The sequence below is a fragment of the Kineosporia babensis genome (assembly GCF_021129305.1).
GTDB classification, from domain to species: Bacteria; Actinomycetota; Actinomycetes; order Actinomycetales; family Kineosporiaceae; genus Kineosporia; species Kineosporia babensis.
This window is the reverse complement of the sequence record NZ_JAJOMB010000014.1, coordinates 172,628-195,779: the sequence shown is the minus strand read 5'-3', so window position 1 is coordinate 195,779 and position 23,152 is coordinate 172,628. Positions and strand designations below refer to the sequence as shown.

The following is a 23,152-nucleotide window of genomic DNA, read 5'->3' as shown; positions in this document are numbered from 1 at the left end:
ATTCCTGGTCACCGCCACACGGGTCAGTTTACGTGGGCACCGGATCCAGCCAGGCGAGAGCCCGGACTGCGCATCGTGCGTCTGATCCAGTCGCCCAACGGGGATCGAGATCGGGTGCCGTGCCGGTTTCACTTCTCCACCGCCTCAGTTCGTGGCCGGCCCCCGTCGGCGTGAGATGTGGTTCGACGGCTGCCACCGCTGATCGGATCTGCAGTGACCCATCAAAGACCGATCCGCCCGGACGTGAGCGCGGGCACCCGAGCGGAGACCGAGCACCGCGCCGTGCCCTTGATAAACAACCCCTTGAACTTGTCATTACAATTACGCTGTGCAAATGGGGCCGAAGACGTCCAAGATCGATCGCCGCTCCGCGGTGCCGCTGTACTCGCAGCTCAAGCGCCTGCTGGTCGCTGATCTGGCAGTACAGGGCCTGGAGCCGGGCGACCGCATGCCGGGCGAGCACGAGTTGTGCGAGAGCTACGACGTGTCGCGCACGGTGGTGCGGCAGGCGCTGCTGGAACTTGAGCACGAGGGCGTGATCCGGCGTGAGCGCGGGCGTGGCACGTTCGTGGCCGACCTGCATTCCTCGCGCGGTATTGGTGGCGCGCTGGTGGGCACGTTCGAGGACATCCAGTCCGAAGGCACCGAACAGCACTCCTACGTGGTGCGCAAGGGCGTGGTGCCGGCCACGGCCCTGGTGGCTCGCGACCTGCAGGTGGGTGTCGGCGACGAGGTGGTCGAGATCGAGCGGATCCGCGAGGTGGACGGGGTGAAGTGGGCGTTCACCCGCACCCATCTGCCGATGGCGGTGGGTCTTCCCTTGCTCGACCTGCCGCTGGAGGACGTGTCGCTGTTCGGCATCCTGGAGCGCGACTACGGCATCCGCTTCGAACGGGCCAACCGGTCGGTCGAGGTGGGCCTGGCCCCGGAGACGGTTGCCTCAGCACTCGAAATTGCCGCTGGGGCACCGATGCTGGTGATGCGCAGTCTTTCTCTCGACGGCAGCGGCCGTCCGGTGGAGCGTTTTGTCGGGTATCACCGGGGCGATCGCAGCCGGATGGAGATCGAGGTCCGGCATGCCCCTCAGGAAGGTTGACATCCTGTAATTACAAGTGCAGCCTGGGCTGGTCGCCGCTGCTTCGGCGACCCTTGACCTGGGAGCAAATATGGCAATGAAGCCTCGCACCGCGCTCTTCGCCGGCGTGGTGGGCGCCGCCGTCATCGGGATCGGCGCAACCATCGTGGTCAACGCCTCCGGCGGAGCGGCCGACGACCAGAACACCGTGACCTGGTGGGTGCCGGACTGGGACTACCAGGAGGCCGTCAAGATCGTCGAGACCTTCGAGGCCGACAACCCCGACATCAAGGTCGAACTGGTACAGACCACGGGCGACACGGTGGCGAACCGCACTGCGGTGGCACTGGATTCGGGCAACACCCCGGACGTGATCACCGAGTCGATCGCCCGGATCCGCGGCTACGCCGACAAGGACCAGCTCGCCGACCTGTCCACGCTGTACGGCCAGGACCTTCCGGAGGACGACTTCGCCCCCGGCCTGATCGACGCCCTGACCGTGGACGGCGCCACCTACGCGGTGCCCTACCGCTGGGCCACCAACGCGCTGATCTACAACCCCGCTCTGTTCCAGGCGGCGGGCATCGACGAACCGCCTGCTACCTGGGCCGAGTTCGAGGAAGACGCCAAGAAACTGACCCAGGGCAACGTGGTCGGCACCGCCTGGCCGATGCAGGGCGACGCCAGCGACCTGACCCTGCGCTTCCTCGACTTCGCGCTCTCCGACGGCGCCACGATCGAGAACGGCCTGCCGAAGCTGACCGAGAAGTCCAGTGCCGGGGCGATCAACCTGATCGGCGACGCGATCAACGAGGGCTGGGCCAGCAAGAGCTCGTTCGAGCTCGACAACACCGGCATCCGTGAGCTTTTCCTGCAGGGCCGGGTAGCGATGTACCCGGCAGGCGTGTTCGACGTGGACGCGGCGCTGGAAGCCGGCGCGCCGATCGCCACCGCTGCCCTGCCCGGCCCGGACGGTCCCGGCACCGCGCAGGGCGTGGGCTGGGCCTACATCGTGCCGCAGGCCTCGCAGAAGAAGGACGCGGCCCAGAAACTGGTCTCGTTCCTCGGTCAGCCCGAGAACATGGCCGCCCTGACCCTGACCTTCCCCGCCCGGGTCAGCGCCTCCGACGACCCGAAGTTCACCACCCCCGAACGGGCCGCTTACGCCGAGCAGCTGGCCGAGCACTCCGTCCCAGCCCCGAACGACCCGCGCTGGACCGCGGTGCTGCAGCAGGTGCACGACGAGATCCAGAAGGTCGCCCTCGGGGACAAGAGCGCCGCCGCGGCGGCCACCTCGATCCAGGAAATCGCGGACAAGACCGCCTCGAACTGATTGATCTGAGCCATGATTCAGACCGACCAGCCGACCCCCGCGTCGGCAGTCGCTCACCCGCCGGCGCCCTCGAGGCGTCGGCGCGGGGGCAGCGGCCAGCCGGTGGCCCTCATCCTTCCGGCCGCACTGCTCACCGCCGTGCTCATGCTGATCCCGATCGTCACCACCGTGATCCGGGTGATCACCGACGGCGGTACCGGGCTGCAGCGCCTCTTCGACCTGCCGAACATCGGCCAGGTCATGCTCAACACCCTGATCTGGACCGTCGGCTCGGTGGCCGGAGCGCTGTTCATCGGCTACCTGGGCGCCCTCGTCCTTTCGTCCAAAAGGCTTCGGCTGGTGGGCCTGTGGCGGGCACTGGTGATGATCCCCTGGATCATTCCCGGCGTGGTCGCGGCCACGGTCTGGCGCTGGGCCCTGTCCACCGACTACGGCCTGCTCAACCAGACCCTGCTCGACCTCGGGGTGATCGGTGAGCCGGTGCGCTGGCTGTCCAACCCGGACATCGTGCTGATCTCGGTGGCGCTGATCCAGATCTGGGTGACCGCACCGTTCGTGATGCTGATGGTCTCGGCCGTGCTGTCCGGCATCCCCGAGGAACGCCTGGAAGCGGCCCGGATCGACGGCGCAGGTGGGCCGCAGATCCTGCGTCACATCATCCTGCCGGCGATCCGCACCACCACCGCGATCTGCTCGCTGACCCTGGCGATCTGGGCACTGAACTCGTTCACCATCATCTTCGTCACCACCAGCGGCGGCCCGGCCGGATCGTCCACCATCCTGCCGATCCTGCTGTACCAGGCCTTCCAGAACGGTGACCAGGCCCTGGTTTCCGCGGTGGCCGTGGTGCAACTGCTGATCGGCAGCGTGTTCGCCGTCTTCTTCGCCCGCACGATGCGGACCGACATCGAGGAGCAGACATGAAATCCGCCCGCCTGCTGCGCGGCGGCGTGATCTGGGCGCTGCTGGCGATGCTGCTGGTCTGGAGCCTGGCCCCGGTGGCGGTGATGCTGTTCACCTCGTTCAAACCGGGCTCGGACATCTACCAGGTGCCGGTGCGGCTGCTGCCGGACACCTGGACGCTGGAGAACTACCGCACGGTCTTCACCGGCTCGAACATGCCCACCGCGCTGTGGAACTCGATCGTGGTGGGCCTGCTGGTCTCGGCCGCCACGCTGATCTTCTGCTTCAGCGCCGGCTACGCGCTGGCCCGGTTCCGCTTCCGCGCAGCCCGCCCGCTGGCCCTGTTCATCCTGCTCGGCCAGGTGGTCCCGCTGACCGTGGTGCTGCTGCCGCTGTACCAGTTCGTCAACGCCATGAACCTGCTCGACACCACCATCGGCGTGGCCTTCGCACACCTGGCGATCACCGTGCCGCTGGTGACCTGGATGGTGCGCAACCAGGTGGCCGCGATCCCGATCGACCTGGAGGAGGCCGCGATGATCGACGGCGGTTCCCGATTCGACGCAGTCACCTACGTCACCCTGCCGATCTGCGCACCCGGCCTGGCCGCAGCGGGCATGTTCGCCTTCCTGCAGTCCTGGCACGAGTTCCTCTTCGCCTCGGTGATGACCAGTTCCACCTCCGCCCGCACCGCCCCGGTCTCCCTCACCGAGTTCGCCGGGGAGTTCAGCGTGGACTGGGGCGCCACGATGGCCGCCTCGGTGGTGCTGACCCTGCCGATCGTGGTGCTGTTCGTGGCCCTGCAAAGGTATTTCGTGGCCGGACTCACCGGAGGAGCGGTCAAGGGATGAAGATCACCGACATCCGCACGGCACGGATCGGCCGCAGCCCGATCGTGCGCGTGCTCACCGACGAGGGCATCGACGGCTTCGCCGAGATCGAGCACTCCAAGCCCTACGTCACCCAGACCCTCGAGCTCTACCGGCAGAAACTGCTGGGCTGCGACCCCACCGAGATCGAGCGATGCATGCAGCGGATCCGCCGGATGGGCGGCTCCAAGCCTTGGGGCGCCATCGTCTCGGCGATCGAGATCGCGTTGTGGGACATCGCTGGCAAGGCGCTCGGTGTACCCGTGCACCGACTGCTCGGCGGCAAGGTGCGCGACCGGATCCGGGTCTACAACGGCGGTATTCGCACCGACCTGGGCAACCACACCCCGGAGGACTACGCCAAGTCGATGCAGTTCATGGTCGACTCGCCGGAGAACTTCTCGATCTACAAGGAAGGGGTGGGCCTGCACGGCTTCATGGCCCCTAACACCCCCGACTTCATGTACAACGACCTGCGCGAGGGCACCCTGCACCCGAACGCCGGCTTCCTCACTCCCAGCGCGGTCAGCCACATCGTCGACACCGTGGCGGCAATGAAAGACGTCCTGGGTCCCGATCGGCGGCTGGCTCTCGACATGGGCCCGGGCTGGCAGATCTCGGACGCGATCACCGTGCTCCAGGCGCTCGAGCCGTTCGACATCGCCTGGGCTGAAGACGTGCTGACCGGGGACTTCGTTCCCTGGAACGACGTCTCGGGCTACCGCGAACTCACGTCGGCCACCAGCGTCCCCACCCACACCGGCGAACAGCTCTACCTGCGCAACAACTTCCGCGAACTGATCGAGACCCGGTCGGTGCGGATCATCGGGCCCGACCCGGGCGACGTGGGCGGTCTGGCCGAACTGAAGTGGATCGCCGAGTTCGCGCATCTGTACGGCGTGGGGATCGCGCCGCACGGGGTCAGCAGCGGCCTGCTCGGACTGGCCACCCTGATTCAGGTGAGCGCCACCCTGCCGGACAACCTGATCGCCTTCGAGTACCCGCTGGCGATGGACCCGTGGTGGTACCAGATCCTCGACGGATTCGACAGCGAGATCGTCACCGACGGCTACGTGCAGGTCGGCGACCGGCCCGGCCTGGGCATCGAGTTCGACCGCGAGGCGGCTGCGACGCATCTGGAACCAGGCGCAGCCAACTTCTTCGACTGGAACGAACCGAAGGACTGATCGATGGACTGGAAACTCAACGAGCTTGGCCGTACCAGGCTGCAGATCACCCCGCTGACGGTCGGCGGTGCTCCCCTGGGGTCGATGCCCTCGAACTTCGGCTACGAGGTCACCGCAGAGGACGGCATAGCCACGGCGGAAGCGGCTCTGCGCGGCCGGATCCGGGCGATCGACACCTCGTGCGCCTACAGCAAGGGTGAGTCCGAGCGGCGCATCGGCGAGGCCATCCAGCACGTCGGCGGACTGCCGGAGGACTACGTGCTGGCCACCAAGATCACCCGCGACCTGGACACCGGCGACTTCTCCGGCGAGCAGATGCGCCGGGCCATCGCCGGCAGCCTCGAGCGCCTCGGCGTCGACCGGGTACCCCTGCTGTACCTGCACGACCCCGAGAACACCACGTTCGCTCAGGCCACGGCGCCCGGCGGGCCGGTCGACGTGATCCGGGAACTGAAGGACGCCGGTGTCGCCGACGTGATCGGGGTCGCCGGCGGCGACACGAAGATCATCGGTGAGTACGTCGAAACCGGTTTCTTCGATGTCCTTCTCACCCACAACCGATGGACGCTTGTCAACCGGAACGCTGACGGGCTGATCGATGCGGCCCTCGAGCGGGGCATGGGTGTGGTGAACGCAGCCGTCTTCGGAGGTGGCATCCTCGCTACCGGGACCACCGCGTCCTCCCGTTACGGATATCGGGAAGCACCCGAGGAGTTGCTGCAGGCGATCCGCCGGATCGAGGGGCTGTGCGCCGAGGCCGACGTTCCGCTGTCGGCTGCGGCCGTGCAGTTCTCGGTCCGCGACCCGCGCATCGCCAGCACGGTCGTGGGAGTCTCCCGAGCGTCTCGCATTGAACAAAGTGTCGCCGCCGTCGAACTGGACATCCCCGACGCCCTGTTCGACGAGATCGACCGCATCGCCGCCACCCTTCCCACCGATCTCGGTCCTCAGTAAAGCTTCTGGAAAGGTCAACCATGACGATCCGCACCGCAGTCATCGGTTTCGGCACCGCCGGACGTGTTTTCCACGCACCCCTGGTGGCCGCCGAACCCCGCTTCGCTCTGTCCGCCGTGGTCACCAGTTCCCCCGAGCGCGCTGCCGTGGTTGCCGCCGAGTACCCCGGCACGGTCGTCCTCAGTTCCACTGATGAGCTCTTCGACCGTGCCGAAGAATTCGACCTGGTCGTGATCGGCAGCCCGAACGAGACACATGCGCCGCTGGCGCTGCGGGCGATCGAGGCCGGCCTGCACGTGGTCATCGACAAACCCATCGCAGTCACCGCCGCCGAGAGCCGTCAGGTGGTGGAGGCCGCCGCCGCGGCCGGAGTCAAGCTTACGGTGTTCCAGAACCGCCGATGGGACGGCGATTTCAAGACGCTGCAGGCCGTCCTCGAAAAGGGCGAACTCGGTGAGGTGCGCCAATTCGAGACGTCTTTCGAGTGGTGGAGCCCGAAGGTCACCGAACGCTGGAAGGACACCGCCACCCCACAGTCCGGCGGCGGCATGCTCTACGACCTCGGCCCGCACCTGATCGACCAGGCCATCCAGCTCTTCGGCCCGGTCGAGGAGATTCACGCCGAACTTGACGCCCGGCGCCCTGGCGCCTTCAACGACGACGACTCCTTCATGACCATGCGCCACACTTCCGGCGTCCGGACCCGGATGTGGATGAGCGCCATCTCCCCCGCGCCCCGACCTCGTTTCCGGGTGGTCGGCTCCCAGGGCGTGTTCGTCTCGGAAGGGCTTGACCCGCAGGAACCGCAATCGATCGCCGGGCGGCGCCCCGGCTCAGAAGGCTTCGGCCGGCACGACGACGGACGCACCGCAACCATTTCCACCCCTGAGGGCGAGCGCGCCGTCGAACTGCAAGCCGGAGAGTATCTGGCCTTCTACCGCCTGCTGGGCGATGCCTTGACCGACAGTGCCTCGCTGCCGATCGACCCGGCCGACTCGATCACCGCACTGGAACTCATCGAACGAGCGGTGCGCGGCTAAGACCGGTCAGTTGGCGCCGATTCATACAAGTCGCCACAGATCTGAGCGTTCCCGGGTTGCGCCGGAGTGAGATGGGGAACCGGCACAAGTCGGCGTCCCAGTCGCTGCGAATGGAGGGGGCTCGGCACATCTGTACTCATGATTACCGTCGGGGCCAGAGTGATCTTCCTCCTCTCCCGTGGTGATGTCATCCCTCGACCGTTGAGACAGATGATGGTGGAGGGAAAAGTGAAGAGGTCCCTTTCGACGGCATTGCTGGTCGTGGCCAGCGTTGTCGGTCTGACCGTGTTGCCATCCGGCTCATCGATGGCCAAGGCGGCGGCCGCCTGCGGAACTTTCAGCGTGACGAACAACTGGGTGTCGGGTTTTCCGGTGTGGGCGAGAGAAGCCGGATACCAAATTGTGTCAGGAAATTTTAACGGGGACGGCCGCGGTGATCTGGCGATGACCGGCGCCCAGAACGCGACCACGATCCCGGTGGCGTTCTCCAACGGGAACGGCACATTCGGCGTCACCAACTACACCGTGCCGAACTTTCCCATCTGGGCCCGGGAAGCCGGTTTTCAGCTGGTGGCCGGTGATTTTAACGGCGACGGTCGTAGCGACCTGTCGATGACGGGCGCCCAGAACGCCACCACGATCCCGGCGGTGTTCTCCAACGGGAACGGCACATTCGGCGTCACCAATTCCTGGGTGTCGGGCTTCCCGGTCTGGGCGAGGGAAGCTGGCTACCAGGTCGTAGCCGGCGACTTCGACGGCGACTACCGCAGCGACCTCGCAATCAGCGGCGCGCAGAGCGCCACCACCATCCCGCTCGCCATATCCAACTGCTGAGCCCGTTGGCTGGCCGGGCCCGTCGCGTGGAGGCGGGCCCGACTCAGCTACCGGGAGCTGGGATGACGTCCACACCCGGCTTCGGGCCAGCCGGTGGATCAGGTCTCAGTCAGGCTTGACTCCGGTGTGCGGACCCAGGAGGTCCAGCAACTGTTGCTGAAAACGGCCGTTCGTGACCGCTGGATGCGGGTCCTGGGTGCGCCGATGGTGCCAGTAACCACCGGTGGACGGGTCGATTCGATCGGCGGTGGCCAGCCACGTCTGGGTCTCATGGCCTGCCACCAGGTCGTCGGGCGCCCCTGAACCGCCCATCCTGGTGGGGACCCAGCCAGGGTCTACAGCGTGAGTCACGGTTCCGGGCCATCTGGTGGCCCACGCCGCCGACAAGGCGGTTACGTACAGCTTGCTGTCGGAGTAGGTGACGCGACGCTTCCCGATGCGCCCCAGATCGTCGGAGCCGCCTCGGTGCATGGAGCTGGTGAGGTAGATCAGGCGCTCTGGCCGCTCAAGGAGGGCGGTCAGGACATAGGGAGCGATCACATTCACCGCGAAGGCATGGGCCGGATCCATCGTGCCCGCGTTGTGGATGACGGCCGTGAACGGGCCGTGTTCCTGAGCCTGTTCGGCAACGCCACGGGTCTCCTGCAAATCGCTGAGATCACCGAGGACGACCTTCGGCCAGTCGGGCATCCGCCCGGAACCCCGGGCATGCACTACGACGTCGTGGCCCGCGTCCGTCAGAGCCCGGGCAGTGTTCAGGCCGAGACCGGCCGAGGCTCCGGTGATCAGGACGCGGGCCATCTCATCTCCTTGTCGTCAGACTTCAGATGACCAATCTTGCTCTACCCGGGTCAGATGAACAGCCCGAGGATGTCGCTCTCGCGCAGTTCGACGGCCGGCTGGAATCGGTCACTGGCCAGGTATCGCTGCACAGATGCGCGGAAGCGGGCGCGCACCGGATCGGTCCCGTCCAGATTCAGCGTGCACACCATCAGGCGGCCGGCGCCCACCCGGGCCTCGATCAGGGCGCCCAGTCGCCGGGCGTGAAACCAGGTGTCGATCGGCTGAACCACCGGGCGCAACTCGATCGGCAACCCGTCGAGGACCATGGCCTTGGCTCCGTGCAGCAGGCTCCACCACTGCCAGTCGGTGTGCCCGTCCGAGGGAAAGCCCTCGAGTGCGGGGTGCTGCGGGTCGTGCGTGATGCCGAGCGTGTGAGGGGCCTGGTTCCTCGTCCAGGCGGTGTTCCAGAAGACGGTCGAGAAGCCGAGCACCGCTTCCGTCCGCACCCGGTCGAGGTCCGGCAGCAGAAGCACCGACTCGCCGGCGCCGCTTCGGCGCAGAGCCTCGTCCACGTCGGCCGTCTCGAACACGTCAGCGACCGGTTCCAGGATTTCACCGAAGAACCAGAGATCCCAGTCGTTCTCGAAAACGGCCCCACCGACGTCCACGATTCGAAGCACCAGCTTGTGCCGCCCGGTGGACGTCACCGTCCCGGCTGGAACACTCACCTTTGCGAAGTCCGAGCTGTTGCCGAGCGCGATCGTCCCTTCCTGGACCAGTCCGTCGGCCTCGCCCAGACTCCAGGAAACGCGGGCCTGCAAAGGCGCCGGCCCGAAGTGGGCAACCTGAACGGTGAAGGAAAGCTCCTCGTCGGTGCGCCAGACCCGCTTGGGCAGCCGCGCCAGCGGCGTGGTCGGCCCACAGAACCGAGCCCAGTCTGCCGCCGTACTGTAGGGCTTCTCGTCCCAGAAGGCGTCCAGGACACCGACCAGAGCCGTGCCCTGCCCCGGGAAGTCGTTCAGGCCCAGCAGCTGGATCCCTCCGAAACCGGGTGTTCGCAGCGCTGATTCGACTTCTTCCTTGTAGGACAGCAGCTGCAGCTTGCCGGAGGCGTGCAGGAACTCCTGCGCCTGGTCGGCCATGCCCGCCTCGCGGAGGAAGTCGGCGAAGATCTCGTAGTTCTTCGGCTGCATCAGGCCGGTGTACTTGGCCATCTCGGCGAAGTCCGGGTACACGCACCACTGCCCGATCTCATGACTGACGATCGGCCTCGGGGTGGCCTGGACCCAGTCGCGGTAGTCGGTCTCGGTTTCCGGCGGGCGGGCATTGAAACGCGCGTCGAGTTCCTCGCCCCAGCGGTAGGTACGCGGGTCGGGAATGTTGTCGAAGTCGTTCTCCGGGATGGCCGGCCAGCCGGCAGCACTGGTGTACAGGCGACGCGGATCGCGCTTGCGCCAGTGCTCGACCCAGGCCCCGAGGAACTCGGCGTCCCGGCCGAACGGTTCGTTGCCGTGAGCCATCAGGATGAAGGACGGATGGTTGCCGAACTCCCTCAGGATCCGGTCGGTCTCCTCGTACAGGTAGGCGTCCACCGGGCGGCCCTCGCCGATGGCCCCGCCCTGGTTGGCCCAGAGTGGCCCCTCGACCTGAAGGTAGTGGCCCTCCTCGTCGGCTGCCCGGAACGCTGCCTCCGGCGGGCACCAGGAGTGAAAGCGCAGCAGATTGAGCCCGTGGGCGCGGTTGACGCGGATGATCCGGCGCCAGGACTCGACATCAGTGGGCGGATAGCCGGTCAGCGGGTGGACGCACGACTCCAGGGTTCCCCGGATGAAGGTCACGTTGCCGTTGACGGCGATCTGGGTGCCCTGGACGCCCACCTCGCGCAGCCCGAAGACCGTGCGGTAGGCGTGCTCGTGCTGCTGCGCGCCGACCGTGGTGAACATCCGGGCGGTGAGTTCGTACAGCGCCGGGTGGAACTCGTCCCAGGCCTCGGCCTGCTCACCCAGCGGAAGGTCCAGGTCGAGGTGCGCGCCACCTTCGATCATGCCGCGCTCGCTCAGATCGGCTTCGCGCTGATCGTCGAACTCGCTCATGATCTCGTCGGTCACGTGTTCGCCGGGCACGTTGAACCGGCGGGCCGAGACCGTGACCCGCCCCTGCCCGACCCCTGCCGAGTCACTGGCGATGTCGATCCTGACCCTGGCCGAGCGCCCGGCCAGGTCGGGAATCACGGTGACCGAGCGGATCACCACCGCAGGAAGAGCTTCCAGGCGCAGGCTGCCGATCACCCCGTTCCAGTTCCCCTGGGTGTGGTCGCTGATGCTGTGCGCGTTCGGGCCGACGTCGACCACTGTCCGGTTGTCCACCCGCAGGGTGAGGGTGCGCCGGCCAGCCTCGACGACACCCAGGTCGAAGCGGTGCGGTGTGGTCAGGCTGCGAGCGCTGTCGATCCGGCGGTTGTCCAGCCAGACGGTGGACTCCCAGTGCACTCGTTCCAGGTGCAGGATCACGCGACGTCCCTGCCATTGCTGCGGGATGTCGATGCTGCGCTGGAACCAGACCGCGCCGCGGTAGTAGGTGTGTGGCTGCAGCCAGAACGGCACCGCTACCTGGCCGGGCTCGCGGTAGGGCGCGTAGCGCTCGTCGGTGAAGTACGAGCGGTCCACGACCAGCCCGGTCCACGGGGTCTCCAGCGTGACGGGATCGCCCAGCCCTTGCTCCTGGACCGAACCGGGGAGGTCCAGCTCGGCGGCATCCGGCAACGCCTCGGCCGTGTACCAGTTCTGGTGCTCACCCACGTGCTCTCGATCGAGCGCGGCGCGCCAGCGGCCGGACAGGTCAAGGACGTAGGGCGTGGACTCGGTCACGGAGGTTGTCTCCTGCTGGTTCTCGGGTGCTGGGGTCATGACTGCCATCCGCGGATCTGGTCGCGCACGATGCTCACTTCGCGGTTCCGGGCGGTTTCGGGGCTTTCGACGAACAGCAGCATGCTGGGCAGGCTGGTGGCGAAGAAGTCCACCTCCACCGGGGTCACGGCGTACTCCTCCACCCACTGGGCCAAGGCCTTGACCAGGTTCTCGGCTTCGTCCTCGCGGCCGAGGCAGGCCAGTGCCCGGACGGCGTGGACGGTGTTGCGGTTGAACGCGGTTGCCGCCATGTCGACGAAGTCGCCGGTGGAACGCGCGGCGATCTCCCAGCAGCGCTGCGCCGCAATCGGGTCCGCGTCGGCGGCGAGCGCGTCACCCAGCAGGAGGTAGAGCTCGGCGGTGTTGGCGAGGTGGTGGCGATCCTCGCCCAGGCCGGCCGGCGGTTGAAGAGCCTTCCGCACGACCGCTGCCGCCTCTCGCGGCTGCCCGTCGGCGAGCAGACGCTGAGCCATCCGCACCGAACTGCGCTCCCATGCGCCGAGAGCCAGGCCTTCGCCGCCTTCCCAGGGCTGGAAGTGGCGTTCCGTCAACAAGGTGCGGGCCTCGTCCACCCGTCCTTCGTCGAGCAGCAGGTGGGTCAGGGACACCGTGAGGTCGTCACGCTCGGCCACCAGGTCACGTCGAGGTTCCAGCCGGGCCAACCGGTCGGCGGAGTTCTCGCCGGCGCGCGCGGCGAGCTGGTCGCGCTCGAACCAGAGTTTGGCGTCGTCGGGCGAGGCCTGCAGGGCGCTCTCGTAATGCTGCACGGCTGCCTCGACGTCGGCGCGGACGTTGTAGGCGCTCAGGCCCAGATTGCGGTGGACGATGGCGGCCAGTTCGGTCGCCGGGTGGGCGGCGGCGGCCTTGTGCCACGCCTCGATCGCATCCTCGGCGCGGTCCCGGGAGTAGTACCAGTGCCCGAGCATGGCCCAGGGCAGCGCCACCTCCGGAGCCGTCGCGGTAACCGTTCGCAGCGTGTCGATGTCGTCCAGGCGCAGGGGATGGGCCGAGGCCGGGTCCTGCTGGCCGGCCAGGTCGATGTCGGCTCGGGCCAGTTCCGTCTCCCCGGCCCGTAGGTGCAGGACGGCTCGGTGCAGCTGGACGAGGGGAGTCACGTTCACCTGCCCGCTCGGGCTGGTGGCGGCGAGGGTCTCGGCCTTGTTCAGAGCTGCGATCGCGTGCCCGTCGAAACCTGCGGCCGCGTATTCCAGGGCCACGTCCAGCATGGAGGTGGCGTCGGCGGTGGGGGCCAGGCCGGCCAGGTCACGGGCCCAGGCGTCCAGCGGGTCACGCTCGAGGGTCGTCCTGGCCAGGGTCCGGGCTTTCTCCTGGTCGCCGGTCTCGGCCAGGACGGTAGCCAGCAGGTCCGCGGCCTGCAGGTGGTGGGCGTCCAGGTCGAGCACCTCGTGCAGCAGTTCGCCGGCCCGTCGGTGGTCGCCGTGGCGGCAGCGCAGCCGGGCCAGGGCGAAGCGGGCCGTGACGGCGAAGCGGGCATCCCAGCCGGCGCGCGCCAGGGCCGTGGCCGCTTCACCGTCCCGCCCGAGCCGGGTCAGGGCCAGGCCCAGCCGGTAGAGCGCCTCACCCGAGGCCGGGGTGGGGCTCCAGCGGGTCTGGGCGTCGGCACTACGACGCAGCAGGTCGGCAGCTGTGGCGTAGTCGCCCCGTTCGTAAGCCTTGGCACCGAGGGCGAGAAGTGCTCGTGACTCTCCTGGCTCGCGATGCAGAACCTCGTACAGGTAGGGCACCGAGGAACGGGTGGCGTGCCGGTACTGGTCGAGATACCGGGCGATGTGGATCAGCTCGTCAATGCTCGTGACGTCGGCGGGCGAGGGCGGGGCCACGGCCCGTGTCGTGGTGGGGGCCTGGTCCGGAACGGACGGCTCGCCCAGGGTGAAGTCGGCCAGCGTCTCCCCCGGCCGGGTGATCCGGACCGTGAGCTTCGCTGTCTTGCCGACCTCAAGTTCGCAGGTCTGCCCGGGACGCAGGTCCAGCGTCCGACTGCCCAACTCGAAGGTGCCGTCGGTGATCACCACGCTCACCGCGTCAAGAATTTCGGCCGCGCAGAGCCGAACCCACAGGCGTCCCTCATTCTCGGCGACGCTCAGCGCAAGGCGACGGTCGGCATACTGCACGGGGCCGGTGCCGTGGACGGGGTACCAGGCCTGCACGAAGGTTTTTGTCTCGCCGACGGCCAGGTGCGCGAAGTCGGGTTGGTTGTCGGTGTAGACGCCGGCCATAAGTTCGACGTACGGGCCGTCGGTGTCGGTGAGGTTGCGGTCCCAGGCCCAGCCGAAAGGCGTGTCTCCCCAGGTCCACTGCTTCTTGCCGGGCGAGATCTCGTGGGCGGCGACGTGGACGAATCCGGCTTGCACGCCGTGGTCGTACCCGCCGAAGAAGTCCTCGACCGTGTCCAGGGCCATGTACGAGGTGGGCACCGGGATGTTGCGGTACCAGTCGAGCCGGTCCGCCTCGGGGTCGTCCTCGGTGGCCCCCGCGTAATCGATGCCGTAGTAGGGCGCGTCGGGCCGAGGGAACGTGACCACGGCTCGCTTGGCGTGGTCGGCCACGTGGGTCACGTCGCCGGGGAAGAAGGACTGGTAGTCGTCGTTCACCGCGGCGGCGACGTTCGCCCACCAGAGGAAGGTCTGAGGGACCTCGCTGCGGTTGTACAACCGCACCCGGGCCTCGATCCGGGAGCTGCTGGGAGTCAGCCGGATCCCGTGCATGCCCTTCATCCGGGCGAACGGGTCGTGGTCGGAGCACCAGACCGTCGCCGACCCGTCGTCCTCTCGTTCGATCTCGACATCCGTGGGCAGGAACGTGGCCGGGCGATGGTGCTGCGGCCAGTTGAACTCGATCCCGCCCGACATCCAGGGCCCGGCCAGGCCGACCAGAGCGGGCTTGATCACGTTGTTCCGGTAGAACAGGTCGTACCCGGCGACCTTGTCGTAGGCGATGTGCACCCGGCCACCGAGCTCCGGCAGTATCACCACGCGCAGCCACTCGTTCTCCAGATGCAGCGCCTGCCAGGTGTGCGGCCGCTTGACCGCGGCGATCCGCTCGTGGAACGGCAACGGGAAAACCCGTCCGGAAGATCCCTGGTAGACCCGGTTGTGCAGGAAGGCTGGGTAGGCCGAGGGCTTTTCGGGCAGATAGCTGTCGATGACCAGGGGCTCGGACCAGACCGCGACGCCGTGCTGCCAGGCGTCGGCCGGAGCATCGGGAAGCTCGATACGGGAGATCGGTTCTGAGGACATGGCTGGTGTTTCAACTTTCGTCGTAGCTGTCGTTCGGTGCCGGGCGGAATCAGCCCTTGACACTTCCCTCGGTGAGGCCGGCCCGCCAGAAGCGCTGCAGGCTGACGATCGCGATCATCAGCGGGACCGACGAGAGCAGGGCCCCACCGATCGTCATCTGGTACAGCTCGGGGTGGCGGTCCGAAACGCTCTGCCAGCTCACCAGTCCCAGGGTCAGCGGGTAGCGGTCCGGGTCCGAGAGCATGACCAGGGGCAGGAAGTAGTTGTTCCAGATACCGATGAACTGGAACAGGAACACGGTGACGGCGGCCGGGGTCATCAGCCGCAGCACGATGGTGAAGAAGATCCGGAACTCCCCCGCCCCGTCCAGCCGAGCCGCCTCCAGCAGACTGTCCGGCACTGCGGCCGAGGCGTAGATCCGTCCCAGGTAGGCCCCGAACGGGCTGATCACTGACGGCAGCAGGACGGCCCAGTAGGTGTTGACCAGGCCGATCTCACTCATCAGCAGGAACAGCGGCAGGGCCAGCGCGGTGCCCGGGATCATCACCCCGGCCAGGAAGATGTTGAACAGCGCGTCGCGGCCCCGGAAGGTGAACTTGGCCAGGCAGTATCCGGCTGCGATGGAGACCACGGTCGCCACCAGCGCACCCACCCCGGAGTACAGCAGGCTGTTGCCCACCCAGCGGAAGAAGATCGAGCCGTTGTACTCGAACACATTACGGATGTTGGTGAGCAGCTGCGGGTTGGACAGAGACAACCCGGAGGAGCCGAACAGGTCGCCAGTGCTCTTGGTGGCCGCGATGACCAGCCAGTACACCGGGAAGAGGAAGTAGACGGCCGCGACCGCCAGGCCCGCGGTGAGCAGGACCCGGGAGGCCGCCGACGGCGTGCGAGGATTCTTCACTTCCCGCTCCTGTTCACCAGTTTGAGGAAGGCGAAGGAGAAGACGCAGGCGACCAGCGCCAGCAGGACCGACTCGGCCGCCGCCAGGTTGTAGTTGTTGTTGGCGAACGCCTCGTTGTAGGCCGCCAGGTTCGGGGTGTAGGTGCTGGTGATCGAGCCGGTCAAAGGCCGCAGGATCAGCGGTTCACCGAACAGCTGGATCGTGCCGATGATGGTGAACACCGTGGTCAGCACGATCGCCGGGCGGATCAGCGGGAGCTTGATCCGGGTGATGATCTGCCAGGCCGAGGCGCCGTCGATCTCGGCCGCCTCGAACAGGTCACCGTCGATCGATTTCAGCTGGGCCACGATGACCAGCATGTTGTACCCGGCGAACTGCCAGGTCACGATGTTCGCGATGGACCAGAGAATCGAACTGGCGCCGAGGAAGTCGATGTTCAGCCCGAACCAGGAGGCGACGTCCAGGACCGGGCTCAGGCCCGGCGTGTACAGGAAACCCCATAACAGAGAAGCGATCACACCGGGAATGCCGTAGGGCAGGAAGTAGACCGACCGGAAGAACTTGACCCCACGAGCCGAGGCCGCGTCCAGCATCAGGGCCAGAGTAGTGGCCAGGACGATCATCACCGGCACCTGGACCAGAGCGAAAAGCACGACCCGCCAGAGGCTGGCGGTGAAGGCCGGATCGCTCAGGGCAGTTGCGTAGTGCTCGAGTCCGACGAAAACAGTGGACGTCGTCCCTCGGCCGAGCGGTCCGGATCGTTCGATCGCGGTGACGCTCTCGTACAGAGCAAAACCGATCGGCAACGCGATCGTGGCGGCGAACAGCGCCGTGAAGGGGCCGAGCAGGCCCAGAATCGCGAGTCGACGGCCTCTCATGATGCCTCCCGCACGGTCAGGCCCTTGGCTCTCAGATCCTCCACGGTCTGACGGTGGGTCTGCTGCACCACGTCGACGAAACTGCTTCCCCCAGCCACCACCCCGGCGAATCCGTCGTTCAGGTGGAGGTAGGTGGCGTTCGTGGTCGGGCTCCAGAGCCAGTCGGTGCCGATCGTCTCGTCGGCCGGCGCGAACACGTCACGGTTGACGTTCTGCCCGCCGAAGAACTCCTCCGACGTGTCCAGGGCGGTCCCGTCCAGGGCGTCCTTCACCGAGGGCCAGCCGTACCCGCCGGCAATCAGCAGGTCGATGCTTTCCGGGTCGGAGTTCAGCCAGATGGCGAACTCCGCCGCCTCCCGAGGGTGTTCGGAACCCTTGAGCACGGCGGTGGCCGAACCACCCCAGTTGGCCGAAGCCGGATTGTCCGGATTCCACTGCGGCAGCTGGGCAGCACGCCAGTTGCCCGAGGTGCCGGGGGCGTTGCCCGACAGGATCGGTCCACCCCACTGGGCGCTCGGCCAGGTGACGATGCGGCCGCTCTGCAGGTCGGCGTACCAGGAGTTGGAGAAGTCCGGCTGCATGGAGATCAGATCCTGCGAGCGCAGTTCGTCCCAGTACTCGGCGACCCGCAGCGTCTGCTCGGAGTTGATCCCGACGGTCCAGACATCGCCGTCCAGCCCGAACCAGCGAGCGCCGGCCTGCCAGGACAACGCCGCGAACCAGGCGGAGTTGCCGGGCGGGAAGGTGGCGATGTATCTACCGTCAGCGCGCACCGCCTCGGCCGCAGCTCGGTAGTCCTCCCAGGTCCGGGGAACGTCCAGCCCCAGCGAGCCGAAAATGTCGTTGCGGTAGTACAGGGCCATCGGGCCGGATGCCTGCGGTACGGCGTAGATCCGCTCGCCGAACGAGGACTGGGAGATCTGCCAGTCCACGAACTGGTCACGGTGCTGGTCCATCCCGAGCGGACCGAGTTCGATCAGGCCGTTCTCCAGGGCGAAGCCCGGCAGTTCCTGATACTCGACCTGGGCGACGTCGGGCGCGCCTCGCCCGCCCCGGACCGCGGCGTACATCTTCGAGTAGGTACCCGAAGAGCCCGCGGGGGTGAGTTCGAGATCGACGTACGTGTCCCGGTTCTGGCTGTTCCACAGATTGACCGCCTGGTCGATCCCGGGGACCCAGGACCAGAACCTCAGCACGGTCTGCCCCGGCCGGGCGCCGGGTGCGGCCGCACAAGCGCTGGTCAGCGCGCCGGCTGCGAGAGCAATGAAAGTCCTGCGTCTCATGCGTACCTCCTCATCGAGTTCCGCCGGCCGGAAACCACGTTTCCCGGCCTTCGATCAGGAGGCTACGACTCAGGCCGGGCGATGGAGGAGGACGTATTGACGCAATACCTGGACGATCCGATGATCTGCGGTCAGGAGCGCAACTGCTTGCGGTAGACCGACGGGCTGGTCCCGTGGACGCGCCGGAACTGGCGCGAGAAGTACCACGGGTCGTCGTATCCGCACTCGGTGGAGACCTCGGCCACCGATCGCTCGGTGGTTGCCAGGAGTTCCCGCGCACGCCCCATCCGCACCTGGGTCTGGTAGGTCTGCACGGGCACGCCCATCCGCCGCCGGAAGAGCGCTGCGAAGTAGGACTCGCTGAGGCCCGCGGTGGAGGCCAGTTCGGACACGCTGGTACGGGCGCTGATGTTCGTCCGCAGATGTTCCGCAGCTCGCTCGACCAGGGTCTCGGCACCGTCGCGGACCGATCGGCTGGAGGCCAGCAGGGTGAGCAGGTGCCAGGCCGCCCCGGACGATGCGACGAGGCTTGAGGGTGTCGTGTCCCGCTCCATCCAGGCCACCACCTCGGCCGCGAGCAGGGCGATGCCGTGAGCGTCCGCGGGAACCCGCACCGGCGCCTTCGCCGAGGCACCGATCACCTCCACCAGTGAGGGCACGGCCCGCCCGGCAGTGTGCAGCCACCACAAGGTCCACGGGTCGTCCGGGTCAGCCCCGTAGGCATGCGGGTGCCCGGCGGGCAGGACGGCCACCTCTCCTGCCCTGATGTCAAAATCGCTTCCGTCGGTCCGGCACCAGCCACGCCCGCGGACACAGATCAGGACGACCGCCTGCTCGATGGGATCGTGACGTTCCCGGCCGTGCCGCTCGGCGTGCGGGAAGTACCCGCAGTCGGTGACCAGGAGCTCGCTGGTCACCGGCCGGCTGAGGGCCTCGTTCAGCACCGGCCGGGGCAGCACCAGCATGCGCTGCCCGGCGAAGCCCGCACCAAGGACGTCGCTCTCGTCCTCCGGACCTGTCCGTCCACGGCCGTCAGTTCCCATGCCTCAAATTCTCACGCCCATCGTGGATCCGACTGCCCGTTCTCAGCTCGCGCGAACGGCTGGGGCGATCTCGTCGGCATATCGGTGGATCGATGCCTCGACCAGTTCCCGGGGCAGACCGCCCCAGTCGAACTGCCCGTAGAAGCGCTCGATGCCGAGGGTCTGGCGGGCGAACAGGATCTTCTCGATCAGCTCGTCGCTGGAACCCACCATGATGGCCTGCCCCGGCCGGGTACCAGCCTCGAACTGGGATCGGCTGACCAGGAAGCCACGGCCTCCGGGAGTCTTGGGGCGCAGGTATTCGTGGTAGTACGGGTAGACCGCGCGAGCCGACCCGGGGTCGGAACCGGCGAAGAAATGGGTGGATATGCCAACCTTCAGCTTTTCTGGATGCCCGGCTCGCTCCCCTGCTTCCCGGTACACCTCGACAGCCCGGCGAGCCTGCTCGATGGGCCCGCCGATGTACCCCAGGACCATCGGCAGCCCCAGCCGGCCGGCTCGCTCAGCGCTACCGGGCGAGCCCCCGACGCCGGCCCAGACCGGCAACGGGTCCTGTACCGCTCGCGGGGCGACCTCGGCCTCGTCCAGGGGCGGCCGAAAGCGACCGGACCAGGTCACCTTCGAGTTCGCGCGGATCTGCAGCAGAAGATCGAGCTTCTCGCCGAAGAGCTGGTCGTAGTCGTTCAGATCATGACCGAACAGGGCGAACGGTTCCAGGAACGCGCTGCGCCCGGCGATGATCTCGGCCCGGCCGTTGCTGATCAGGTCGAGCGTGGCGAAGTCCTCGTACACCCGCACCGGATCCAGCACGCTCAGCACGGTGACCGCGCTGGTGAGCCGGATCCGGCGGGTGCGGGCCGCGATCGCGGCCAGCGCGACCGCCGGGGACGACACGGCGAAGTCCAGCGTGTGATGCTCGCCCAGCGCGAAGACGTCCAGGCCCAGACGCTCGGCCAGCACGGCGTACTCGATCGTGTCGGCCAGCCGCTGGGAAGCGCTGAACCGGCGACCCGTGGCTGGGTCGATCTGCAGATCGCTGAGCGAGATGATGCCCAGTTCCATCGGGTCTCCCGAACTGTCGCGAGTGGTGGTCAGCCGAGCGAGACGGCGATCTTGCCGAGCGTGCCGCCGGCGAAGGCGGCGAACGCGGCCGGCGCTTCCTCCAGCGAGAAGGCCGCGCCGACCGGCAGACGCAGACGACCGGCGACGACGTCAGCGGCCAGGCGGTCGAGCGTCTCGGCGGTCGGGGTCGCCATCACCTGGTGGGCGTTAGGGTGCTCGACCGGGGCCAGCAGGCTGACGATCCGGCCCTGGTCACTGAGCAGACCGGCCAGTGCGACACCGTCACCAGCGAAGTGCAGGACGACGTCCACGCCTTCAGGGGCCAGGGCCCGAACCTGAGCGCTCACATCACCGGTGTGGTCGACGGCCTCCTGGGCACCGAGGTCACGGACGAATGCCTCCTCCTGGCCCGGGCGGGCGGTGGCGATGACCCGGGCGCCCGAGGCGACGGCGTACTGGATCGCGATCGCGCCCACACCACCGGTTGCACCGCTGATCAGGACCGTCTCACCGTTCTGCACGGCGGCCGCGCTGAGCGAGTCCAGAGCCGCGGTCCCGGCCAGGCCGAGGGCCCCGGCCGTAGCCGGCTCCAGACCTTCGGGCCAGGTGGTGATGCCGATCGCCTCGGCCACCGTGGTCAGCTCGCCGAGACCCCCCTCCCCGAGGTGAGCCTTGGTCACGACGCCGAAGACCGACTGCCCAACGGCGAAGCGGGTCACGCCCTCGCCGATGGCCTCGACCGTGCCGGCAAAGTCCTTGCCCAGGACGACGGGGTAGCGGTGTTCCATCATCCCGGCCAGGTATCCGGCCGAAACCGCCAGGTCGAAGCCGTTGACGGACGAAGCCTGCACCCGGACCAGGACCTCACCGGCCTCCGGCTGCGGGGCGGGGGCATCGGTGACAGCGGGGCCGGCACCGGCTTCGGGCAGGGCAAATGCGCGCACAGGATTCTCCTTGAGATCAAATGGAGGCTTGCCTCCATTTACTGACGCAGGTTAACAGAGAAATGGACGACACCCTCCACATCTCTTAGGCTGGTCGTGTGACTGCTTCGAATCTGCGGGTTGACGCCGAGCGCAACCGCGAGCGCCTCGTCAGTGCGGCCCGTGCGGTCTTCGCTGCCCAGGGACTGGATGTGGCGACCGAGGAGATCGCCCGTCAGGCGGGGGTCGGGGTGGCCACTCTCTACCGGCGCTTCCCCGATCGCGCCGATCTCGTGGCCGCGGCCTTCGAGGTCAAGATGAGCGCTTATGCCGAGGCCGCCCGTGCGGCCCTGGCCGACCCGGACCCGTGGAACGCCTTCTGTTCCTATGTGGAGCAGATCTGCGCCATGCAGGCCGGCGATCGGGGCTTCACCACGGTGCTGACCATGACCTTCCCCACCGCCAAACAGTTCGAGGCCGATCGGGATGCCGCCTACGCCGCGTTCAGCACCCTGGTCGACCGGGCCAAGGCCGCCGGGCGGCTGCGCACTGACTTCGTCGCCGAGGACATGCCGATGTTCCTGATGGCCAACGCCGGTGTCCTGGCCGCCACTTCCGATGCAGCGCCCGAGACCTGGCGGCGGATGGTCGGTTACATCCTTCAGGCGTGCGCTGCCGAGTCCGCCCGTCCCCTGCCGGAACCGCCGGCGCCTCGTCAGATGTACCGAGCGATGCTGCGGGCCACCGAGAACCAGCGTGGACACCGCCCGCCCCGCTAGGACCCGCCCTGTGGATCAGCGCCCCGAAGTAGGCAAAGATCCGCAGGACAGGCCCTGGTCCCGGGGGCCGGATCAGCGCGAACTGACTACTGCCGCAGCCCTTCGACCAGGGACATCGTGGGATGGCCGATCAGACGCGAGAGGTCGTCACCGGCGTGGGCCAGAACTCCGGCGGCGATGTTCTGGTCCAGGGCTGTGAGGAATCCGGCCGTCTGCTCGTCCATTCCGGCGGCCACAAGAATCTGCGGGTACTGCGCGGGCGCGATCGCCTGGTAGACCACCGGCCGACCGAGCACCTCGCCCATCGCAGCTGCGATATCGGCGTAGGTGAAGTCCTGGTCGCCGGCCAGGGTGTAGGTGCGTCCCTCGTGCCCCTGCCCGGCGATCACCGCACCGAGTGCCTCGGCATAGTCACGGCGACCAGCGGCGGCAACTCTGGCTTCGCCCACGGCCGCTGCGAAAACCCCGCTCTCTCGCGCGGATGCCAGCGAAGTGAGGTAGTTCTCGATGTACCAGCCGTTGCGCAGGAAGGTGTACGTGAGACCGGCGTCCTTGATCGCATCTTCGGTCGCCCGGTGGTCGGCCCCCAGCATCCAGCTGGGGTCGTCGGCCCGGATCCCGCTGCTGTAGACGAGGTGCTGAACGCCTGCCGCCCTGGCGGCGTCGACCACGTTGCGGTGCTGCTGAACACGGTCCGGGTCGAGCCCCGAGATCAGGACGACCCGGTCGTGCCCGTCGACCGCGGCGGCGACCTGCTGGGCGTCGGACAGCTCGACGGTAGCGGTTCGGTAGCCCTCGGCCGCCAGAGCGGACAGAACATCCTGATTGCGCCCGGCGGCGGTGATCGCACTCGCCTCGACGCCGCGTTTGCGGAGGTCGGCCAGCAACAGGCGGCCCAGTTGACCGGTGGCACCCAGGATCAGGGTGGACATGCACAGCTCCCTGCAACTATGTGGAGGATATCCTCCGATTGGCTTCCACACTACCAGTCAAGTGGAGGATTGCCTCCATATGTCAGCCCTCGGCGCCATCCGGCCGACACCCGGGCCCGCACCGTCGCCGAAGGCCTTAACCTCGCCGTGGTCGTGCCCGGCTGCAGTGACGGGTCTCAAGTCGATGTCGAAAGGTTGTGCAATGCG

The 23,152-nt window shown here is 67.6% G+C and carries 19 protein-coding genes; 9 read left to right on the top strand and 10 right to left on the bottom strand.

Annotated elements, in window-relative coordinates:
* Positions 1–334: 334 nt before the first annotated feature.
* From LR394_RS24580 to LR394_RS24545, 8 genes are all read left to right on the top strand, one after another.
* A complete protein-coding gene (locus LR394_RS24580; protein WP_231446328.1) occupies positions 335–1,096 on the top strand; it encodes a GntR family transcriptional regulator in 762 nt (253 codons plus the stop codon).
* Between the two features lie 70 nt (positions 1,097–1,166).
* Positions 1,167–2,408, top strand: a complete 1,242-nt coding sequence (locus LR394_RS24575) for an ABC transporter substrate-binding protein (protein WP_231446326.1) — start codon at positions 1,167–1,169, stop codon at positions 2,406–2,408.
* 102 nt (positions 2,409–2,510) lie between these two features.
* On the top strand, positions 2,511–3,332 hold the full coding sequence (locus LR394_RS24570) for a carbohydrate ABC transporter permease (protein WP_231446324.1): 822 nt from the start codon (positions 2,511–2,513) through the stop codon (positions 3,330–3,332).
* Entirely contained in the window at positions 3,329–4,162 is an 834-nt protein-coding gene (locus LR394_RS24565; RefSeq protein WP_231446322.1) for a carbohydrate ABC transporter permease, read from the top strand. Before LR394_RS24570 ends, LR394_RS24565 begins: the two co-directional genes overlap by 4 nt.
* Positions 4,159–5,367: a mandelate racemase/muconate lactonizing enzyme family protein gene (locus tag LR394_RS24560; protein WP_231446320.1), complete on the top strand. Its 1,209-nt coding sequence runs from the start codon at positions 4,159–4,161 to the stop codon at positions 5,365–5,367. The genes LR394_RS24565 and LR394_RS24560 overlap by 4 nt, the downstream gene beginning before the upstream one ends.
* Before the next feature lie 3 nt (positions 5,368–5,370).
* The gene (locus tag LR394_RS24555) at positions 5,371–6,321 is read left to right on the top strand and encodes an aldo/keto reductase (RefSeq protein ID WP_231446318.1); all 951 of its coding nucleotides are present in this window, start codon (positions 5,371–5,373) and stop codon (positions 6,319–6,321) included.
* Positions 6,322–6,341: 20 nt separating this feature from the next.
* Positions 6,342–7,361: a Gfo/Idh/MocA family protein gene (locus LR394_RS24550; protein ID WP_231446316.1), complete on the top strand. Its 1,020-nt coding sequence runs from the start codon at positions 6,342–6,344 to the stop codon at positions 7,359–7,361.
* A 159-nt stretch (positions 7,362–7,520) separates the two neighbouring features.
* The gene (locus tag LR394_RS24545) at positions 7,521–8,195 is read left to right on the top strand and encodes an FG-GAP repeat domain-containing protein (protein ID WP_231446314.1); all 675 of its coding nucleotides are present in this window, start codon (positions 7,521–7,523) and stop codon (positions 8,193–8,195) included.
* Positions 8,196–8,300: 105 nt separating this feature from the next.
* Here the strand turns inward: LR394_RS24545 and LR394_RS24540 are convergent, their stop codons facing one another.
* The 9 genes from LR394_RS24540 to LR394_RS24500 form a co-directional block, all read right to left on the bottom strand.
* Complete coding sequence (locus LR394_RS24540) at positions 8,301–8,996, bottom strand: SDR family NAD(P)-dependent oxidoreductase (protein ID WP_231446312.1); 696 nt, start codon at positions 8,994–8,996, stop codon at positions 8,301–8,303.
* 50 nt (positions 8,997–9,046) lie between these two features.
* A complete protein-coding gene (locus LR394_RS24535; protein WP_231446310.1) occupies positions 9,047–11,884 on the bottom strand; it encodes a sugar-binding domain-containing protein in 2,838 nt (945 codons plus the stop codon).
* Entirely contained in the window at positions 11,881–15,141 is a 3,261-nt protein-coding gene (locus LR394_RS24530; RefSeq protein WP_231446309.1) for a DUF5107 domain-containing protein, read from the bottom strand. The genes LR394_RS24535 and LR394_RS24530 overlap by 4 nt, the downstream gene beginning before the upstream one ends.
* Positions 15,142–15,190: 49 nt before the next feature.
* Complete coding sequence (locus LR394_RS24525) at positions 15,191–16,045, bottom strand: carbohydrate ABC transporter permease (RefSeq protein ID WP_231446308.1); 855 nt, start codon at positions 16,043–16,045, stop codon at positions 15,191–15,193.
* On the bottom strand, positions 16,042–16,923 hold the full coding sequence (locus tag LR394_RS24520; protein ID WP_231446307.1) for a carbohydrate ABC transporter permease: 882 nt from the start codon (positions 16,921–16,923) through the stop codon (positions 16,042–16,044). Before LR394_RS24520 ends, LR394_RS24525 begins: the two co-directional genes overlap by 4 nt.
* Positions 16,920–18,206, bottom strand: coding sequence for an ABC transporter substrate-binding protein (locus LR394_RS24515; protein WP_231446306.1), 1,287 nt, complete (start codon positions 18,204–18,206; stop codon positions 16,920–16,922). The genes LR394_RS24520 and LR394_RS24515 overlap by 4 nt, the downstream gene beginning before the upstream one ends.
* A 131-nt stretch (positions 18,207–18,337) precedes the next feature.
* Complete coding sequence (locus LR394_RS24510; protein ID WP_231446305.1) at positions 18,338–19,249, bottom strand: helix-turn-helix domain-containing protein; 912 nt, start codon at positions 19,247–19,249, stop codon at positions 18,338–18,340.
* Between the two features lie 42 nt (positions 19,250–19,291).
* Positions 19,292–20,311 (bottom strand): LLM class flavin-dependent oxidoreductase, encoded by a 1,020-nt coding sequence (locus LR394_RS24505; RefSeq protein ID WP_231446304.1) that lies wholly within the window; start codon positions 20,309–20,311, stop codon positions 19,292–19,294.
* A gap of 29 nt (positions 20,312–20,340) precedes the next feature.
* Positions 20,341–21,255 carry an NADP-dependent oxidoreductase gene (locus tag LR394_RS24500; protein ID WP_231446303.1) on the bottom strand — a complete coding sequence of 305 codons (915 nt, stop codon included), beginning with the start codon at positions 21,253–21,255 and terminating at the stop codon, positions 20,341–20,343.
* A gap of 98 nt (positions 21,256–21,353) precedes the next feature.
* On the opposite strand from LR394_RS24500, the gene LR394_RS24495 reads away from it, so the two are divergent.
* On the top strand, positions 21,354–22,013 hold the full coding sequence (locus LR394_RS24495) for a TetR/AcrR family transcriptional regulator (protein ID WP_231446300.1): 660 nt from the start codon (positions 21,354–21,356) through the stop codon (positions 22,011–22,013).
* A gap of 86 nt (positions 22,014–22,099) precedes the next feature.
* Here LR394_RS24495 and LR394_RS24490 read toward each other — a convergent pair whose 3' ends face one another.
* On the bottom strand, positions 22,100–22,945 hold the full coding sequence (locus tag LR394_RS24490; protein WP_231446298.1) for an SDR family oxidoreductase: 846 nt from the start codon (positions 22,943–22,945) through the stop codon (positions 22,100–22,102).
* Positions 22,946–23,152 lie beyond the last annotated feature (207 nt).

Coding starts and splice junctions, on each gene's coding strand:
- LR394_RS24580 (WP_231446328.1), top strand. CDS start 335: ATGGGGCCGAAGACGTCCAAGATCGATCGCCGCTCCGCGGTGCCGCTG.
- LR394_RS24575 (WP_231446326.1), top strand. CDS start 1,167: ATGGCAATGAAGCCTCGCACCGCGCTCTTCGCCGGCGTGGTGGGCGCC.
- LR394_RS24565 (WP_231446322.1), top strand. CDS start 3,329: ATGAAATCCGCCCGCCTGCTGCGCGGCGGCGTGATCTGGGCGCTGCTG.
- LR394_RS24560 (WP_231446320.1), top strand. CDS start 4,159: ATGAAGATCACCGACATCCGCACGGCACGGATCGGCCGCAGCCCGATC.
- LR394_RS24555 (WP_231446318.1), top strand. CDS start 5,371: ATGGACTGGAAACTCAACGAGCTTGGCCGTACCAGGCTGCAGATCACC.
- LR394_RS24550 (WP_231446316.1), top strand. CDS start 6,342: ATGACGATCCGCACCGCAGTCATCGGTTTCGGCACCGCCGGACGTGTT.
- LR394_RS24540 (WP_231446312.1), bottom strand. CDS start 8,996: ATGGCCCGCGTCCTGATCACCGGAGCCTCGGCCGGTCTCGGCCTGAAC.
- LR394_RS24535 (WP_231446310.1), bottom strand. CDS start 11,884: ATGACCCCAGCACCCGAGAACCAGCAGGAGACAACCTCCGTGACCGAG.
- LR394_RS24530 (WP_231446309.1), bottom strand. CDS start 15,141: ATGTCCTCAGAACCGATCTCCCGTATCGAGCTTCCCGATGCTCCGGCC.
- LR394_RS24520 (WP_231446307.1), bottom strand. CDS start 16,923: ATGAGAGGCCGTCGACTCGCGATTCTGGGCCTGCTCGGCCCCTTCACG.
- LR394_RS24515 (WP_231446306.1), bottom strand. CDS start 18,206: ATGAGACGCAGGACTTTCATTGCTCTCGCAGCCGGCGCGCTGACCAGC.
- LR394_RS24510 (WP_231446305.1), bottom strand. CDS start 19,249: ATGGGAACTGACGGCCGTGGACGGACAGGTCCGGAGGACGAGAGCGAC.
- LR394_RS24505 (WP_231446304.1), bottom strand. CDS start 20,311: ATGGAACTGGGCATCATCTCGCTCAGCGATCTGCAGATCGACCCAGCC.
- LR394_RS24490 (WP_231446298.1), bottom strand. CDS start 22,945: ATGTCCACCCTGATCCTGGGTGCCACCGGTCAACTGGGCCGCCTGTTG.